Here is a 16028-nt window from a genome sequence, read left to right on the forward strand (position 1 = left end):
GTAGACGCATGGGAAAAATTGTTGCAGGGCAGTACCTTTCACTGGACGGCGTGACCGAGAGCGGCTGGACCGGTCTCGCCCCGTCGATCTCACCGACCGATCCGCACACCGGGCCGTATTTCAACGACGCCGAGGTGCAGCAGGCCGTGGGCGCAATCATGGCGGGCAATGACGCCATGCTCCTGGGTCGCACCACCTATGAGGGCCTGAAACCCTTCTTCACCAGCCAGTCCGGCCCGTACTTCGACGCCGTCAACGCCATGTCCAAGTACGTGGTGTCCACGACGCTGGAGACCACCGACTGGGCCAACACCACCATCCTGCGCGACAACCTGGCCAAGGAGATCGGCGCGCTCAAGGAACGGCACCAGCACATCGGCATCGGCGGCAGCGGCACCCTGGTGCGCTACCTGATCGCCGAGAACCTGCTCGACGAGCTGCACCTGCTGGTGTTTCCGCTGATCCTGGGCGGTCCGGGCGCGCGATTCTTCACCCTGGACCAGATGCCGGCCACTTTCACCCTGACCGACTGCCGTTCCCTGGACTGCGGTGTGGTGAACCTGGTCTACACCCGGCAGGAAGCCACGGCATGAGCCGCCGCGTCACCGCCAATGTCTACCTCTCCCTCGACGGCGTGGTGGAGGCTCCGGAGAACTGGCACTTTCCGTACCACGACGACGCGACCGAGGAAGCGGTGATGGCGGGCCTGCGCGCCGCCGACACCCTGCTGCTGGGCCGCAAGACCTACGACATCTTCGCCGCCGCCTGGCCGGACCGGGAAGGAGAGATGGCCGACTGGTTCAACCTGACGCCGAGACTCGTGGTGTCATCGACGCTGCGTGATCCGGAGTGGAAGTACACGACCGTGCTGTCCCCCGACCGGCTCGTCGAGGAGCTCACCGAGCTCAAGGAAAAGCCGGGCATGGCAATCGCCGTGCACGGCAGCATCACCCTGGTGCGGACGCTGCTCGAGTACGGGCTGCTGGACGATCTCGTCCTCATGCTGCACCCCCTCGTGGTGGGCTCGGGTGACCGGATGTTCCCCGAGAACGGCCCCCGGCTCCCCTTACGGCTCGCCGCCGCAACCACTTTCGGCAGCGGAATCCAATCCCTGACTTACACCAAGGACATCTGATGGAACCCACCAAAGGCTTCGTCGACTCCAAGGACGGCACCTCGATCGCGTACACCCGATACGGTTCGGGCCCGGCGGTCGTGCTCATCGACGGCGCGCTCGCCGCCCAGGAGTTCGGCCCCAACAAGTCGCTCGCCGAGGCGCTTTCGAGCCGCTACACCGTCTACACCTACGACCGGCGCGGCCGGGGTGAGAGCGGCGACAACCTGCCGGCCGACATCGAGCGCGAATTCGAGGATCTCGACGCGGTCATCGACCTGGCCGCGGGACCGGTGATGCTGTATGCCATCTCGTCGGGCGGCGGCCTGGTGCTGGACTACCTGCGCAGCGGCCGCACGGTGCGCAAGGTCGCGCTCTACGAGGTGCCGTTCGTGATCGACGACAATACCCGTCCGCCGGCCCCGGCCGACTATGTCGAGCATCTGAATTCCCTGTTGGCCCAGGGCAAGAACGGTGATGCGGTCAAGTACTTCATGCGAGCGGGCGTGCATCTGCCCGCCCTCATGGTGGCCGCGTTCCCGCTCTTCCCGGGCTGGAGTCACCTCAAGACGGTGGCGCCGACCATGGCGTATGACATCCAGTACGTCCAGGCGTTCCAACGGGGCCGTAAGCTTCCGGCCGATCGCTGGGCCGGGCTCGACCTGCCGGTCACCGTGATCGCCGGCAGCAAGAGCCCCGCCTGGATGCGCAATGCCAATGCCGCACTGGCCCAGGCGATTCCGGGTGCCTCGCACCGGGTCTTGCCCGGCCAGACTCACCTGGTCAAGGCGCCCGTGCTGGCACCCGCGCTGATCGAATTCTTCGGCTGAACCCTTCTCCGATTGCCCGGGGCCCACCAGTTGGCGGGCCCCATCAGCTTGACCAGGGCCGGAACCAGCAGCATGCGCACCAGGGTGGCGTCGATGACCAGGGCGATCACCATGCCCAGGCCGAGGAAGCGCATGGGCGTGAGGGGGGAGAGCGTGAACGCCCCGGTGATGAGCACGAGCAGCGTTGCGGCGGCGGTGATCACGCGGGCAGTCTGGACGGTGCCGACGCGTACCGACTCCTCGGTGTCCGCGCCCGCATTGTGCGCCTCGACCATGCGGGACAGCAGGAACACCTCGTAGTCGGTGGAGAGGCCGAAGACCACGGCGATGATCAGGACCATCATGCCCGCCGACAGCGGCCCGACGCTGACGTGCAGCGCACCGGCCAGATGACCCTGATCGAAGATCCAGGTCAGCACGCCGAAGGTGGCCGTCAGGCTCAGGAAGGCCATCAGCACGGCCTTGAGCGGCAGGACGATCGACCGGAAGGCCAGGGCCAGCATGAGCAGGGTGACCGCGACCATGACCACGATCATGAGCGGCAGCCGGTCCAGGACGGCCGTGATGCTGTCGACGGTGCTGGCGCTCTCGCCGCCGATCCGCAGGTCGAGTCCGTCCAGACGCAGGTCACGCAGGTCGCGCACGACGTCCTGGGCCTTCGGCGAGCGGTCCGGCGCCGCCAGTGCGGCGTGGATGACGGTGGTGTCGTCGCGGGAGTCCAGGGTCATGGCCTGCCGCACGCCCGGCACGCCGCTGATCTCCCGCAGCGCCCGGCTGATGGACGCCGGAGTCGGTGCGCTGCCGTCGGTTTCGCGCACCAGAATGGTCGCGCCGCTGTTCGCGGCCGGGAAGTGCGCGGTCAATTCCTCGACGGCGACCCGGGTTTCATTGCCGGCGGGCAGCGCGGTGTGGTCGACATCGCCGAGCCGGACCCCGCTCAGCGGCGCGGCCAGCACCAGCAGGATCGCGCCCACCGCGATGGCGACCGCACCCGGCCGCCGCATGACTGCGGTGACCACCCGGCCCCAGAACCGTTGCGCCCGTTCCTCGGAGCGCTCGAAGGCGTCGGCCCGCCAGCTCCACTTGCCGATCCGCGGCCCCAGCAGGGCGAGAATCGCGGGCAGCGCCGTCACCGACAGCGCGGCCGCCAGCCCCACCGCCGCGATGGCTCCGAAGCCCAGTGACCGCAGCACCGCCAGCGGGAACACGAAGGTCCCCGCGAACGCGCACATGAGCAGGAGCGCTGAGAACAACACCGTGCGCCCGGCGGTCTGCAGGGTACGGGTGACGGCCTCCTCGACCGAGCGGCCCTGCCCGAGCTCCTCCCGGAACCGCCCGACGATGAAAAGCCCGTAGTCGATGGCCAATCCGAGCCCCAGCAGCGACACCACGTTCATGGCGAAGACGCTGACCTCGGTCATCCGGGCGATGATGCCGACCGCCCCCAGCGCGCCCACCACCGCGAGCGTGCCGATCAGGACGGGCAGCGAAGCCGCCACCACCCCGCCGAACACCAGCACCAGCACGATGGCGGTGAGCGGGATCGAAATGGATTCGGCCAGCACCAGATCGTGGCGGGACTGCGCGCTGATGGTGTCGGCGAGCGCGCTGTACCCGGTCAGCTCGGTGGCGAGCCCCGGAACTCGCAGTGCCGCCGCGATTTTCGGATACTCCGCGACCCGCTGATCGTCCTTGCCGGCCGAGAACACGACGGCCACCGCCTGTCGCCCGTCCGAGGAGCGCAGATACTGTGATCGCGGGCTGTTCCAATAGGTTTCGACCGGCCGATCCAGCAGCGCCGGATCGATCGTTCCCACCGCCGCCGTCACTCTCTGCCCGATATCGGCGAGCGACTGCCCCTCGGGCGCGGTGTAGATGGCGATCACGTCCGGATTCTGCGGCCCCAGCCGCTGTGTGACCCAGCTGTCCACCGCGGCCGATTCACCGTCCGGCACCACGAATCCGGCCGAACTCACCCGCTGCTGCAGCCCCGCCGCGAACAGCCCACAGGCCAGCGTGAACAACACCGCCGCCACGAGGACGGTCTTCGGCCGCCGCACCACCACCCGCGCCCACGCGGCAATGAATCGACCCGATTCGCCGCCACCGCTGAGCTTCTCGTCGCCGGTCAAGATGAACTCCGATCTCTGGGAGGGCGGGGGCTCGGGAACGCCGGATTGGATCAGCCGGGTCAGGGTGCCGTGGGCGAATTGGTCGGCGTCAGTTCGGATTCCAGCGTTCGGACGATGCGGTCCAGCAGGGCGTCCAGGCGTTCGGGGATGCCGCGTCCGCTGCGGGCCGAGACGGTGAGTTCGGTGCGTCCGCCGCACTCGGTCATGCCGATGAGCAGCGGCATGGCGACACTGTGCTGCGGCATGACCTTGATGGCGGTGGGGGCGAACCCGGGGACCGCCAGTGCGTCGAGGTCGTAGCGGCCCATATGGGAGACGGTGGCGGAGGCCAGGTTCCGGCCGGTGCGCGAGCCGAGCAGATTCAGCGCGCGCAGCAGTCCGCGCCCCGCCGCCTGCGGCAGGTATTTCAGGCCGCCGTTGTCCATCTGGTTGAGCTCGCGGTTCTCCTTCAGGCCCGCGCGCTTGATCTCGTTGAGCTGCGTCCAGTCCATGCCCGGCCGCACGTCCAGGAACAGCGGCAGCGCGAGGTTCGCGGTGGACCGCAGTGCCGGGTCGTGGCGGCGGATGTCGACCGGGATCATGATGCGCGAGATCGGCCCGCCCTCCTCGGCCAGCAGCGCCGCCACCCGCATGAGCGCGCCCGGCCCGGTCGCGTGAATGGTGCGGGTGCGCAACAGGTGCCGGTGTTCGCCCGGGTCCTGCCGCCCAGGCCCGATCGCCGAGCGGAAGCGTGGCAGCATGAGCGTGGGCCGCCCGGGCGCGCCGACCTTGCGCACCAGTTCGGCGTCGGCGATCGGATCGGGCGCACCGACGGGTTCCTCACCGCGCAGCACCCGCAGCACATCGGTGGCCCACATGACCATGCCCATGCCGTCCATGACGCCGTGGAAGACCCGGAACACCAGGGTGGTCGGCACCTTCTTGCCCTCGGGTACGTCGGCCGTGAGCAGCAGCACTTCCACGGTGGCGTCCGGGGTCGGCCCGATCGGGCTGGTGAGCACCGGATCCGCCTCCAGCGCCGGGTATTCCAGCGCGTGGTCCACCACCCGCACGCTCGGCGCGACCCCGCTGTCCACCCACTGCTTGCCGTCGCGGATCAGCCGCGCACCCGGATTGGCGTCCGCGGCGGTGGCGACCGCGCGCCGCAGCGCCTCCGGATCGATGCTGCCCTCGCCCTCCACCACCAGCTGCATCAGGAACGGCGGGGCCAGATCCCGCATCGGGAAGTAGATGAGCTCGGTGGGGGAGATGGGACGGCGGAACATGTGTGTACCCCTGCCTAGATCTTCTCGGTCAATGCCACGATGCCGCCCTGGGTTTCGAGCCAGGCCAGGAACTCGGTCAGCCCGGTCTCGCGGTCCACGACCGGCTGGTAGCCGAAATCCCGGGTGGCGGCGGAGGTGTCGTAGGTGGCGGTGCGGGTCATCAGCGCCACCACGTACCGCGTCAGCGGCGGTGACCACCGGGTGGCGACGAACGGCAGGCGCCAGACGGTTTCGATGGTGGCCACCGCGGCGGAGAGCACCCGCGGATTCGGCTGCCGGGTCGGCTTCGGATAACCGAGGCCGGTGGCCACCTCGCCGAGGAAGCCCCACACGTCGGTCTGCTCGGCGTCGGCGATGAAATACGCCTTGCCGCCGACCTGCTCGGAGCGGGCCGCCAGGACGGCCGCCTCCGCGATGTTCTGCACATGGCACAACGAGGCCATCACCTGCTCGCCGTAGGACAGGTCCGGCAGCGTGCCCGCGGCCGCCCGCCCGAGCAGCCGCACGATCGGCCCGGACCGGTCGCCGGCGCCCCAGATGGCGCGGGGCCGCAGCGCGCAGGCCGTGAATTCGGTCGTGTTGGAAGCCAACACGGCACGTTCGGCCGCGGCCTTGGTCTCCGAGTACACGTTCAGGTAGCGGCTCGGGTACGGCACCGATTCGTCGATGTCCACCTGATCGCCGCCGTCGCGGTCCATGAGCGCGCTGGGGCTGGAGATGAACACGAACCGCGAGGCCCCATTGCGCTTGGCGGCGCGCAGCAGATTCTCGGTGGCCGTGACGTTCTCGGCCACGAACTGCGCCCGGGTGCCGCGGTCGTCGACCCGTGCCGCGCTGTGGAACACCACGTCCACGCCCTTGGTGGCGCGTTCGAGCGACATCTGATCGGTGAGATCGCCGGTGATGATCTCGACCTCGTCGATGACCTCGTACAGGTCACGCAGATTGCTGGTGGGCCGGGCCAGGATGGCCACCTCGAAGCCGCCGTCCCGGAGAAGGCGGCGCACGATCGCCCCGCCGAGGAACCCGGACGCCCCCGTTACCAGTGCCTTCACGCTCTATCCTCTCCGCATGATCGGGGGCGCTGCGTGGTTACGCAGGCAAGCGCTGAGTGGTGGAGCGACTCCTCCGCGCCTGACCCGTTCACGCGGCCTCCTGTGTCTTCCACCAGGTGATTCCGAAGATCTGGGTCATGGCCGCGGTCTTGACCGGCGAGTGCTCGGTGCCCGCGGTCGCCTTCAGCGCGGCCGGGATCTGGGCCGCGTGCACCACGATGCTGAGGAAGGCGTCGATCCAGAACGCCGCCCGCAGCAGCCGGTTGGCGGGGGCGCGATCGCCCGCCGCCAGCAGCAGCCCCAGGGCCAGATAGAGCCATCCCAGTACCGGAATCGCCCGCAGCACAGTCACCTTCATCGTCCGTCGTCCTTCCCGAGCTGCTCCGCCGCCCAGACCGCGAGTTGTTCGCGGCCGATCTTGGCATTGTGTCGGATATCGACCGGGAACTTCGGATGGAACAGGAACGTGGAAACCGGTGCGGTGACATCGAATTCGCCGGCACGCTGCCGCAACTGCGCCGTCAGTGCGGCGGTGTCCGTGCCGGGCGCGGCCTCCACGCAGAGCACCGGCAGCTGCGCGCCGCGCACGCCCACGCCGACCAGCGCGGTGCGGACGACCCCGGGCAGCGTGTTGAAGACCTGCTCCACCTGCACCGAGAACATGGGGCCGGCGGCGGTGTGCACGCGCTGACTCTTGCGGCCGCAGAACCAGATCCGGTCCTCGCCGTCGATCCAGGCCAGGTCGCCGGTGCGATGCCACACCGTGTCGTCCTCGTGGATCTTGCCCGCCAGATTCGCCGACTCCGGCCAGTAGTACCGGGTGCTCACATTCGGTCCCGACACCACCAGCTCGCCGATGCCACGGGTGGCGACCAGCTCGGATTCGCGGGCCTCGGCCTGCGCCCAGGTCGGGATGGGATCGTCGGTGATGGCGACCAGCCGCGCCCGCACGCCCTCGGCGGGCCGCCCGACACAGGTGCCGTCGCCCAGATGCGCGCGCTCCGCCAGACCGCCCAGCAGTTCGCGGGATTCGATGGTGGACATGGGCAGTGCCTCGGTGGAGCCGTACCCGGCGTACACCTCGGCGTCCTCGGCCAGCACCTGCCGCAGCCCGGCGATGCACCAGTCCGGGACGGGCGCGCCGCCGGAGTAGATGCTGTGCAGGGTCGGCACCGGCGTCTTGTGCGTTTCCAGGTGCCGCAGCAGCGGAATCAGCACGGCCGGGGAGGCGAACATGGTCTTCACGCCGAACCGGTTGAGGGCGTCGACCACGTGCGCCGGATCGGTGGAGCCGACCTTGCTCGGCACCAAAGGCGGTAGTACGCACCGTGATCCGAGCAGCATGTCGAGAATGCCGACCAGCGGCAGGGTGATCAGCGAGGTGCCCGGCTCCACCCGGCCGCGCGCTGCGTGCACCTGCTCGACCATGGCGCTGAGATTGCCGTGCGTCATCTCCACGGCCTTGGCGGGCCCGGTGCTGCCGGTGGTGTAGGCGATGAGCAGCACCTCGTCCGCCGGCGCCGGCACCCGCTCGCGCAGGGTGAAGGCGTCGAACGGGGCCCGGTGCTCGCCGGCGGACCGCCGCTCGGCGACGGTGGCCAGCAGTTCCTCCAGTCGCGCCGCGACTTTCGCGCTGACCGGACCGGCCGCGCCGTCGGTGCGGAACCGGTTGCCGAGCCGGCCCGCCGTCACCGGGGCGCCCCAGCTGCGCAGGGTCGGGCCGCCCCAGAACCAGCGCGGGCCTACGGTGAGAGTCACCCGCACGTTCCGGAAGTACTTGCCGAACAGCACTCGCGCCGCGTGCGCCTGCGGAATGCCGATGAACGCCTCGGCGTCGGCGGCGCGCAGGCAGTTGAGCATCTTGCGCACGCCCATGCCCGGATCGATGACCACGGGCACCGCGCCGATCTTCAACAGCCCCAGCATGATCGCGTACAGCTCCGGGCTGGGCAGCACCAGCACGATGGTGCGGGTGCCGCGGCCCACGCCCGCCGCCGCCAGGTGCAGGCCGATGGTGTCGGACCACTCGTCGAGCTCACGGTAGGTGAGGTTGCGGTAGTCCGGGAGGCCGGAGGCGGTCTTCCCCGCGGGGTAGATCACCGCCTCACGGTCCGGATCGGCGGCCACCACCGCTCGGAAGCGGTCGATGGCCTGCCAATAGGTCGCGGTGGTCACGCCGCGGCTCCGGCGAGGGCCGGGAGCCGGTAGACGACCGCGGCGGCCGAGGGGCCTGCACCGGCCGCTACGAACAGCACATCGCGGTAGCCGGCCAGCGAATCCGCCTGGGCAGCCGCGTGATACGCCAGGGTGAGCGCGGCCGTGTGCGGGTCACCGTCGGTCAGGTCCGGGGTGAACACCGCGTCCGCGGCGATGCCGAGTTCGGCGGCCAGGCGGGCCGGGAATTCGGCGCTCGGGGTGGCGGCGATGAGGGCCGTGGTGGTCTCGTCGACCGCACTGTCCGACAGCGCGGCGCGCGCGGCCTCGGCGGCGGTGGCCAGCAGCCGGTCCAGATAGTCGGGTTCGCGCTCGACCGTCATGATGCCGCGGCCACGATCGCCCATGGTCTCGGTATCCACGTAGGACTCCAGGCCCGGAGCGCCTGCGGCGGCGCGGGTGTGCACCCGGCCGAAGCCCTCGGGCTCGCCGGTCTGCTCCAGCAGCAGCGCCGCACCCGCGGTGGCGTAGGGGAATTCGTCGTCGGCGGCGGAACGCGTCAGCGACGGGTGGGTGTCGCCCGACACCACCAGCACGTGCTCGGCGCTTCCGGTGGCCAGCACCGCCTGCGCCACCTGCACGGCATTGAGCACGCTGGTGCCGGCGTTCATGAGGTCGAAGGAGAACGACCGCGGGTCCTCCTTCACGTAGTCGAGTCCGATGCCCGCGGCCTTCTGGATGAGGGCCGACACGGCAGGCTCGACGGTATTGTTGTCGCGGAAGATGCCCGCGTTGATCATGACCCCGACCTGCCCGGGCTCGATGCCCGCGCTCTCCATAGCCCGCCGCGCGGCCCGGCCGCTGAGCTCGACGATGCTGAAAGTGTCGGCGTCCCGGCTGATTCCGGTGGACTTGATGCGCACACCCATGGCAGTACCTCAGACCTTCAGCGACGAGATGGTGGTGGACAGGAAGCCGCCGACGACGCCGGAGGCCGCCGGAATCATCAGGATCTTCGACCCGGCCGCCAGGTTCTGCTGGCTGAGCTGATCGTGCAGCACGATGAAATGCGAAGTGCTGGAGGTGTTTCCGTACTTCTCGATGACATTCAGGTCCGGCGGCATCGGGTGGCCGAACTCGCGCTCGGCGATGGCGTTCATGAACGGAATCGCGGCCGCGCCGAACTGGTGGTGGATGATGTAGTCGAAACCCTCGTCGGCGAAGGTGATTCCGTTCGCCTCCATGAAGTTGCGCTGGGTGTCGGTCCACAGCAGGAACCGCGCCTCGTTGTGCATCTTCCGGTTGTCGGTGTAGAGCGCCACGCCATTGGACTTGTCGCTGGGCATGCCCAGGCACAGGTGCGAGAACTCCGAGGCGGTGGTGAGCTCGATGTAGTGGATCTTGTCGTTGTCGTCCACGGCTTCGTCGAGCACCACGGCCGCACCGGAATCGCCGACAGTCAGCGACGCGAATTGCAGATCGTATTTACTGGAAATCTCGTTCACGGCCGTTTCGGCAATGGGCGTAATGGCCTCGCCGCTGACCACGATGCCGCGTTTCACCGCGCCACTGCGAATCATTCGGTCGAGAATGTAGACGCCACTCATCATGCCCGCGCAGGCATTCGAGAGATCGAAGGCGATGACATCCTCGCGAGCGCCGATGGCGCGGCCGATGGCACCGGCGAAGGACGGCTCCATGTACATCTTGGTGCCCTCCTTACTGCGCGTGATGGAGGTCGAGATGATGATGTCGAGATCGCCTGCGGCATAGGATGACCTGGACAGACAGTCCTCGACGGCCTTCATGGCCAGGGCGAAGGAGTCCTCGAGCGTCTCCGGGCGGGTGTCGCGGAAACGGCGTTCCTTGACGCCCGTGATTCGTTCGAGATCGAACTCCGGGACCTCCTTCAATTGCGAAAGCAGTTCGGCTGTGGTGACACGCTTCTCGGGCAGATAGGCGCCGATGGACTCGAATCGAGATTGCGGCACAGGGGACTCCTGGAACTGGGAGGCTGAAACCTCGTGGAAGAGAGTGAAATGTGTGATCGTCAAGCTCGGATGAACTGAGGCTACCCGAGAGTAACTATCTTGGGGAACTGGAGCGTTCCAGATGGCTGTCTCAGACGAAACGTGAACGTACGCTTAGTGTTACGTGGGGTGCCGCAAAACTTCCGCACTCAGCCTGACCGCCCGCAGCCTGGCTGAAGTGGGGGTACGCCGAAGGCTGGGCGCTGTGGTCACCGCCTGGCAACCGCTCGTTATGTGTCATCGGTATGGCCCGACGATGACCAACCGAGCTTCTCGCTGTGAGTGAGTTCACCCGGCCGCGTCACACCCGCGCGCTCCGGCGGCCCCGATCGGAAAACTGTCTGGGCGACAGCGGATTTCGCTACGTGGCGTAGCGATTAGGCCTGTGCGGGCAGGCCCAGCACCGCGACCACGAATTCTACGAACAGCGGGGCCAATTCGGGCACCCGGTGCGCCCCCTCGGCCACGATGACCCGGCGGGTGCGTTCGCCGATGGCGTCCGGAATCAGCGCGAACAGCTCGTCGGCGATGACCGGCAGGCTCGGATCGGTCTCGCGCGCCTGGGCGTAGAAGACCCGGTACAGATCCGCGAACCGGTCCACCGACAGATCCCGCAGCGCCACCGACTCCTGATCCACCTTGAACGCCTCGACCAGCATCAGCCGCGCGAAATCCGGTTCGGAGGCCACGGTTTCGCAGAAGGTGACCACGATGGACTCGATGCGCTCGTACGCGCCGGCATCGGTGGGCAGCTGCGCCAGCTCGTCGGCGATGCGGGTCGCGATGATGTCGGAGGCGGTGCGCACCGCCTCGATGAAGCAGTGCTCCTTGTTGCTGAAGTGTTCGTAGAAGGTGCTGCGCGAGACCCGGGCGCGCGCCACGATGTCGGTGAGTGTGGTGGCGTGGTAGCCCCTGGCTTCGACGCATTCCACCATGGCCTCGAGCAGCCGGCCGCGCTGTGAGGTGAGGACGGCGTCCCGGGCGGCCCGGTGCCGTTCGTCGAAATTGGTGCGCTGCAATGTGCCCTGTGGTGCGCCGGCCGTCATGTGGACCTGTCTGTCGCGCATCCATTCCCTCTCTCACTGAACCGCGTTCGCTTCAGATGGTCATTATCGGTGGGCGCCCGGAGCGGGAGTGCCCCGGGATTGCGGTCGGGTGACCTCAGTCGCCGCCGGGTGCCTCGATCGCTATGGCCGCGGCAGCCGCAATACCGCGAAGGTGAAGGCGCGCAGATCCGGAATCCGTTGCGGCAGTTGGGCGATCTCCTCGGAGATCCGGGTGACAGCAGCACTTCCGGATCCGCCCGATGTCGATCGGAATGCCCGTTCCAGCGCGGCGAAAGATCATTCCTCGTGCCGTTGGGCCGCATATGCACATCGTTGCATTGGCGAATCGGCAGTCGCCATTCGTGTGGATCTCTGGGTGGGTCCGGCGTGGCTGTCGTGTGCCACGGTCCGTACGCTGGCTGGACCGGAAAACTGGATCCTCGCCGGCTACTTCGATAGATATTTAGCTGAAGGATTGCTGGAGGGATAGGCGGACAGATGCTCGACGCGCTCACACCGATTCCGGAGCAGCCGCTGCTCGGAATGTACCTGCGGCACCGGCGAGAGAATCAGGGCCTCACGCAGGAGGAGACCGCTCGGCGGATGTTCGTCAGCGTCTCGCTCTACCGGAAGCTGGAGAGCGGGGAGCGCACGGTCTCGGCGGACCGGCTCGAGGACTGGTGTGCGGCCATGGACGTACCGGTGTGGATGCTCGAGAAGGTGGTCTCGCTGGCCCTGCCCAGGGTGTCCACCTTCGCGCGCGGCACCTGGCCGCCCCAGCTGCGCCAAGAGGACCTCGACCATCTCGAGGCCCTGCCCTACCCGGCGTACTTCCACCGCTTCCCCGAATACGAGGTGCTCGCGGCCAATCGGGCTGCCAGCGGGGCGTTTCCGTGGCTGGCCCCCTCGGCGCCCGACGCCGACCGCCCGGTCAATGTCATCGAGCAGTTCCTGACCATCCCGGAAGCTCGCGAGTTGCTGGTCAACTGGGACACCATCGTGCATCGCCTGGTTTTCGGCCTGCGCGTCCTCTCACCCGGCGTGGTCGCCCCCGAGCGCATGGCCCAGATCATCGAAACCTGCGGCGTCAACCCGGAATTCGCGCGCATGTGGAACACCCCGATGGAAGAAGACCTGTTCAATGACTCGCTCGTGCAGGTCCGCAACCCAGCCACCGGCGAGATCATGAGCCTGACCATGCGTTCCTACAACGCCTTTCACCCGCAGAACTGCTCCTACCAGCTGTTCATGCTCACGCCGCGGTCGCCCGGGACCGCCACCATCGACCCGTGCGCGCTCGGCTGACCGGGCTCCGGCCTCGTTTTCTGCTCAGGCAGACCGCGCGCGAGGCGCTGATCAACCGGGAGCTGGTAGCTGATCGTGCACCGGCTGCTGTTCAGAGTAGGAGATCCGGCACCCCAACCGTTGACCCCCTCGTGAACAGCTGATCTGGACCCGCTGGTCAGCGGGGGTGCCCCAAATCGTGCTACCGGCCCAGGTTGACCATCGCGACAACCGGACCGGATGCTGGAACGGCGAGATCAGCCGCTGCCCGATCCGATTCCGCGGATCGGGCAGTGGCATGTTCGGCGCCGCATTCCCGTTCCGGCGATGGTGGAGTTCGGAGGGGAATCTCCACCTGCGGTCGACGGGTGTGATTCGGTGCCCGCCCGCCGAAGGCGGCGGGCGTGCACCGGTTCTTACTTCGGTTCGACGTACTTTGGGAAGACCACGGCCGGTTCCGGCAGCGAGGTGCCCGGGCGGAGCGGGGTGGCGAGGTCCGCGAAGCTGCGGTCGGTGACGCCGAGCAGGTCCAGGATCTTCCCGGCCGAGCCGGGGATGACCGGCTGGACCAGGATCGAGACGATGCGCAGCACCTCCATGGTCACGTAGAGGATGGTGCCCTCGCGGGCGGTGTCCTCCGGGGTGCCGGCCTTGGCCAGGGTCCAGGGCGCCTGGGCGGAGAAATAGCGGTTGGTCTCACCGAGGGTGAGCCACAGCTGCTCGAGGCCCAGATGGATCTGCTGCTGGTCGAATTCGGCGCGCACCTTCTCCAGCAGGCTGCCCGTGCGCTCCAGCAGGGCCTTGTCGTCCTCGGTGAACTCGCCCGGGGTCGGGACGACGCCGCCGAAGTCGCGGGCCACCATCTTCAGGCAGCGCTGGGCCAGGTTGCCGTACTCGTTGGCCAGATCGGCATTGATGCGGCCGACGATGGCCTCGTGGCCGTAGGAGCCGTCCTGGCCGTAGGAGATCTCACGCAGCAGGAAGAAGCGCAGGGCGTCCAGGCCGAAGGTGTCGACCAGGTCCATGGGATCGACCACATTGCCGACCGACTTGGACATCTTCTCGCCCTTGTAGTTGACGAAGCCGTGCACGAAAACCCGCTTGGGGAGCTCGATTCCGGCGCTCATCAGGAAGGCGGGCCAGTACACGGTGTGGAACCGGGAGATGTCCTTGCCGATGATGTGCAGGTCCGCGGGCCAGTACCGCTGGAACGACGCCGAATCGGTGTCGGGGAAGCCCGCACCGGTCAGGTAGTTGGTGAGCGCGTCCACCCACACGTACATGACGTGCTCGGGGTGACCCGGCACCGGCACACCCCAGTCGAAGGTGGTGCGGGAGATGGACAGATCCTTCAGGCCCGCCTTCACATACGAGACGATCTCGTTGCGCCGGGTCGTGGGCGCGATGAATTCCGGCTGGGTCTCGAACAGTTCGAGCAGCTTGTCCTGATACTTGGACAGGCGGAAGAAGTAGTTCGACTCCTCGGTCCACTCCACCGGGGTCTTGGTGTCGGTGGAGATGCGGGTGCCGTCCTCGAGGAGGGTGGTCTCCTCCTCGGTGTAGAACGCCTCGTCGCGCACCGAGTACCAGCCGGCGTAGGTGTCGAGGTAGATGTCCCCGGCCTCGACCATGCGCTCCCAGATCGCGACCGACGCGGCCAGATGGTCCTCGTCGGTGGTGCGGATGAAGCGGTCGAAGGAGATGTCGAGCGCCTTGTCCATGTTCTCGAAGACGTCGGAGTTGCGCGAGGCGTACTCCTGCTCCGCGAGACCGGCGGCCCTGGCGGCCTGCTGCACCTTCTGGCCGTGCTCGTCGGTGCCGGTCATGTAGAACACATCGAAGCCGTCCAGCCGTTTGAAGCGGGCCAGGGCATCGGACGAGATGTACTCGTAGGCGTGCCCGATGTGCGGTGCGCCGTTCGGGTACGCGATGGCCGTGGTGATGTAAAAGGCGGGGCGATCGGATGCGCTCATGGTGTGTCTACTCTATCTGCGTGTCCTACGTCGCTCGCGTGAATATCCCCGTGGCAGGTGCCGCCCTTCTTTCTTTCGGGGGATGGGCATGACCAGTCGCCGACCTGCGCCCGAGCCGCCCGAGCCGCTGTCGCCGCTCATCGACGCGCACACCCATATCGACGCCTGCGGGGCCACCGATCCGGAATCGGTTGCGGCCCTGGTGGAACGGGCCCGCGCGGCGGGCGTGCGGGAGCTGGTGACGGTCGCCGACGACCTCGAGGCCGCGCGCTTCGCGGTCCGCGCCGCGCACTGGGACGACCGCGTCTACGCGGCGGTCGCGCTGCACCCGACCCGCGCCAACCACCTCGACGACGCCGCCAAGGCCGAGCTCGAGCAGCTGGCCGCGGATCCCCGGGTGGTCGCGGTGGGGGAGACCGGGCTGGACTACTACTGGCCGGGCAAGCTGGACGGCTGCGCCGAGATCGAGGATCAGGTCGAGGGCTTCCGCTGGCACATCGACCTGGCCAAGCGGCTGGGCAAGCCGCTCATGATCCACAACCGGGAGGCCGATCACGATCTGCTGGCGGTGCTGCTGGACGAGGGCGCGCCGGAAACCGTGATCTTCCACTGCTTCTCCTCCGATGCGAACATGGCGATGGCCTGTGTGGAGGAGGGCTATGTGCTCAGTTTCTCGGGCACGGTCAGTTTCAAGAACGCGCACGAATTGCGCGAGGCCGCGAAACTCGTTCCGGACGAACTGATTCTGGTCGAAACGGACGCACCGTTCCTGACCCCGCATCCGTTCCGGGGTGCGCAGAACGAGTCGTACATGCTGCCGTACACGCTGCGCGCGCTGGCCGGACTGCGTGAACAGGATCCGGGGCAGCTGGCCAAGATCACCACCGCCAATGCCCGCCGGGTCTACGGAATCTGAGGTACTGTTCCGCCTCTCCGGGACTTCATCGCCCGGCTCGGGTGCCGTCGCGGGTACCGCACGCGTGCCAGCGGTCGGGCGGCGAACCTTTCGGGCGTACCCGGCGAGTTACCCTCAGCGCTGCGAAATCAGTTGTCGCTGTCGGGAATCGGACACCGGGCCTTGGGTCGCCATATGTGCCGCAGCTCACTATGATCTAGCGCGGTCGTGATTTACCTGCGATTCGATA

The 16028-nt window shown here is 67.9% G+C and carries 14 protein-coding genes; 5 read left to right on the forward strand and 9 right to left on the reverse strand.

Annotated features, from left to right (window positions below; genetic code table 11):
- Positions 1-8 precede the first annotated feature (8 nt).
- Genes ABZ909_RS00885 through ABZ909_RS00895 form a run of 3 tightly spaced genes read left to right on the forward strand, consistent with a single transcriptional unit; the run spans position 9 to position 1944 of the window.
- Positions 9-593 (forward strand): dihydrofolate reductase family protein, encoded by a 585-nt coding sequence (locus ABZ909_RS00885; RefSeq protein WP_356995533.1) that lies wholly within the window; start codon positions 9-11, stop codon positions 591-593.
- On the forward strand, positions 590-1135 hold the full coding sequence (locus ABZ909_RS00890; protein ID WP_356995534.1) for a dihydrofolate reductase family protein: 546 nt from the start codon (positions 590-592) through the stop codon (positions 1133-1135). Before ABZ909_RS00885 ends, ABZ909_RS00890 begins: the two co-directional genes overlap by 4 nt.
- A complete protein-coding gene (locus ABZ909_RS00895; RefSeq protein WP_356995535.1) occupies positions 1135-1944 on the forward strand; it encodes an alpha/beta hydrolase in 810 nt (269 codons plus the stop codon). Before ABZ909_RS00890 ends, ABZ909_RS00895 begins: the two co-directional genes overlap by 1 nt.
- Here ABZ909_RS00895 and ABZ909_RS00900 read toward each other — a convergent pair.
- The 8 genes from ABZ909_RS00900 to ABZ909_RS00935 all read right to left on the reverse strand — a co-directional run bounded on the left by ABZ909_RS00900 (position 1890) and on the right by ABZ909_RS00935 (position 11647).
- Positions 1890-4028 (reverse strand): MMPL family transporter, encoded by a 2139-nt coding sequence (locus ABZ909_RS00900; RefSeq protein WP_356995897.1) that lies wholly within the window; start codon positions 4026-4028, stop codon positions 1890-1892. The genes ABZ909_RS00895 and ABZ909_RS00900 overlap by 55 nt on opposite strands.
- 107 nt (positions 4029-4135) lie before the next feature.
- On the reverse strand, positions 4136-5341 hold the full coding sequence (locus ABZ909_RS00905) for a peptide synthetase (protein WP_356995536.1): 1206 nt from the start codon (positions 5339-5341) through the stop codon (positions 4136-4138).
- A gap of 14 nt (positions 5342-5355) precedes the next feature.
- Complete coding sequence (locus tag ABZ909_RS00910; protein WP_356995537.1) at positions 5356-6396, reverse strand: NAD-dependent epimerase/dehydratase family protein; 1041 nt, start codon at positions 6394-6396, stop codon at positions 5356-5358.
- A gap of 88 nt (positions 6397-6484) precedes the next feature.
- On the reverse strand, positions 6485-6754 hold the full coding sequence (locus tag ABZ909_RS00915) for a hypothetical protein (protein ID WP_356995538.1): 270 nt from the start codon (positions 6752-6754) through the stop codon (positions 6485-6487).
- Positions 6751-8571 carry a fatty acid CoA ligase family protein gene (locus tag ABZ909_RS00920; protein WP_356995539.1) on the reverse strand — a complete coding sequence of 607 codons (1821 nt, stop codon included), beginning with the start codon at positions 8569-8571 and terminating at the stop codon, positions 6751-6753. Before ABZ909_RS00920 ends, ABZ909_RS00915 begins: the two co-directional genes overlap by 4 nt.
- Complete coding sequence (locus ABZ909_RS00925; RefSeq protein ID WP_356995540.1) at positions 8568-9479, reverse strand: hypothetical protein; 912 nt, start codon at positions 9477-9479, stop codon at positions 8568-8570. The genes ABZ909_RS00920 and ABZ909_RS00925 overlap by 4 nt, the downstream gene beginning before the upstream one ends.
- Before the next feature lie 9 nt (positions 9480-9488).
- Positions 9489-10541 (reverse strand): 3-oxoacyl-[acyl-carrier-protein] synthase III C-terminal domain-containing protein, encoded by a 1053-nt coding sequence (locus ABZ909_RS00930; protein WP_354836108.1) that lies wholly within the window; start codon positions 10539-10541, stop codon positions 9489-9491.
- Between the two features lie 416 nt (positions 10542-10957).
- On the reverse strand, positions 10958-11647 hold the full coding sequence (locus tag ABZ909_RS00935; RefSeq protein WP_356995541.1) for a helix-turn-helix domain-containing protein: 690 nt from the start codon (positions 11645-11647) through the stop codon (positions 10958-10960).
- A gap of 477 nt (positions 11648-12124) precedes the next feature.
- On the opposite strand from ABZ909_RS00935, the gene ABZ909_RS00940 reads away from it, so the two are divergent.
- Positions 12125-12931 carry a helix-turn-helix domain-containing protein gene (locus tag ABZ909_RS00940; protein WP_356995542.1) on the forward strand — a complete coding sequence of 269 codons (807 nt, stop codon included), beginning with the start codon at positions 12125-12127 and terminating at the stop codon, positions 12929-12931.
- Positions 12932-13326: 395 nt separating this feature from the next.
- Here ABZ909_RS00940 and metG read toward each other — a convergent pair whose 3' ends face one another.
- Positions 13327-14883 (reverse strand): methionine--tRNA ligase, encoded by a 1557-nt coding sequence (gene metG / locus ABZ909_RS00945; protein ID WP_356995543.1) that lies wholly within the window; start codon positions 14881-14883, stop codon positions 13327-13329.
- 88 nt (positions 14884-14971) lie between these two features.
- Between metG and ABZ909_RS00950 the strand changes: the two genes are divergently transcribed.
- The gene (locus ABZ909_RS00950) at positions 14972-15799 is read left to right on the forward strand and encodes a TatD family hydrolase (protein ID WP_356995544.1); all 828 of its coding nucleotides are present in this window, start codon (positions 14972-14974) and stop codon (positions 15797-15799) included.
- The last annotated feature ends 229 nt before the right edge of the window (positions 15800-16028 follow it).

The organism is Nocardia sp. NPDC046763 (assembly GCF_040645495.1).
In the GTDB taxonomy this organism is placed as follows: Bacteria; Actinomycetota; Actinomycetes; order Mycobacteriales; family Mycobacteriaceae; genus Nocardia.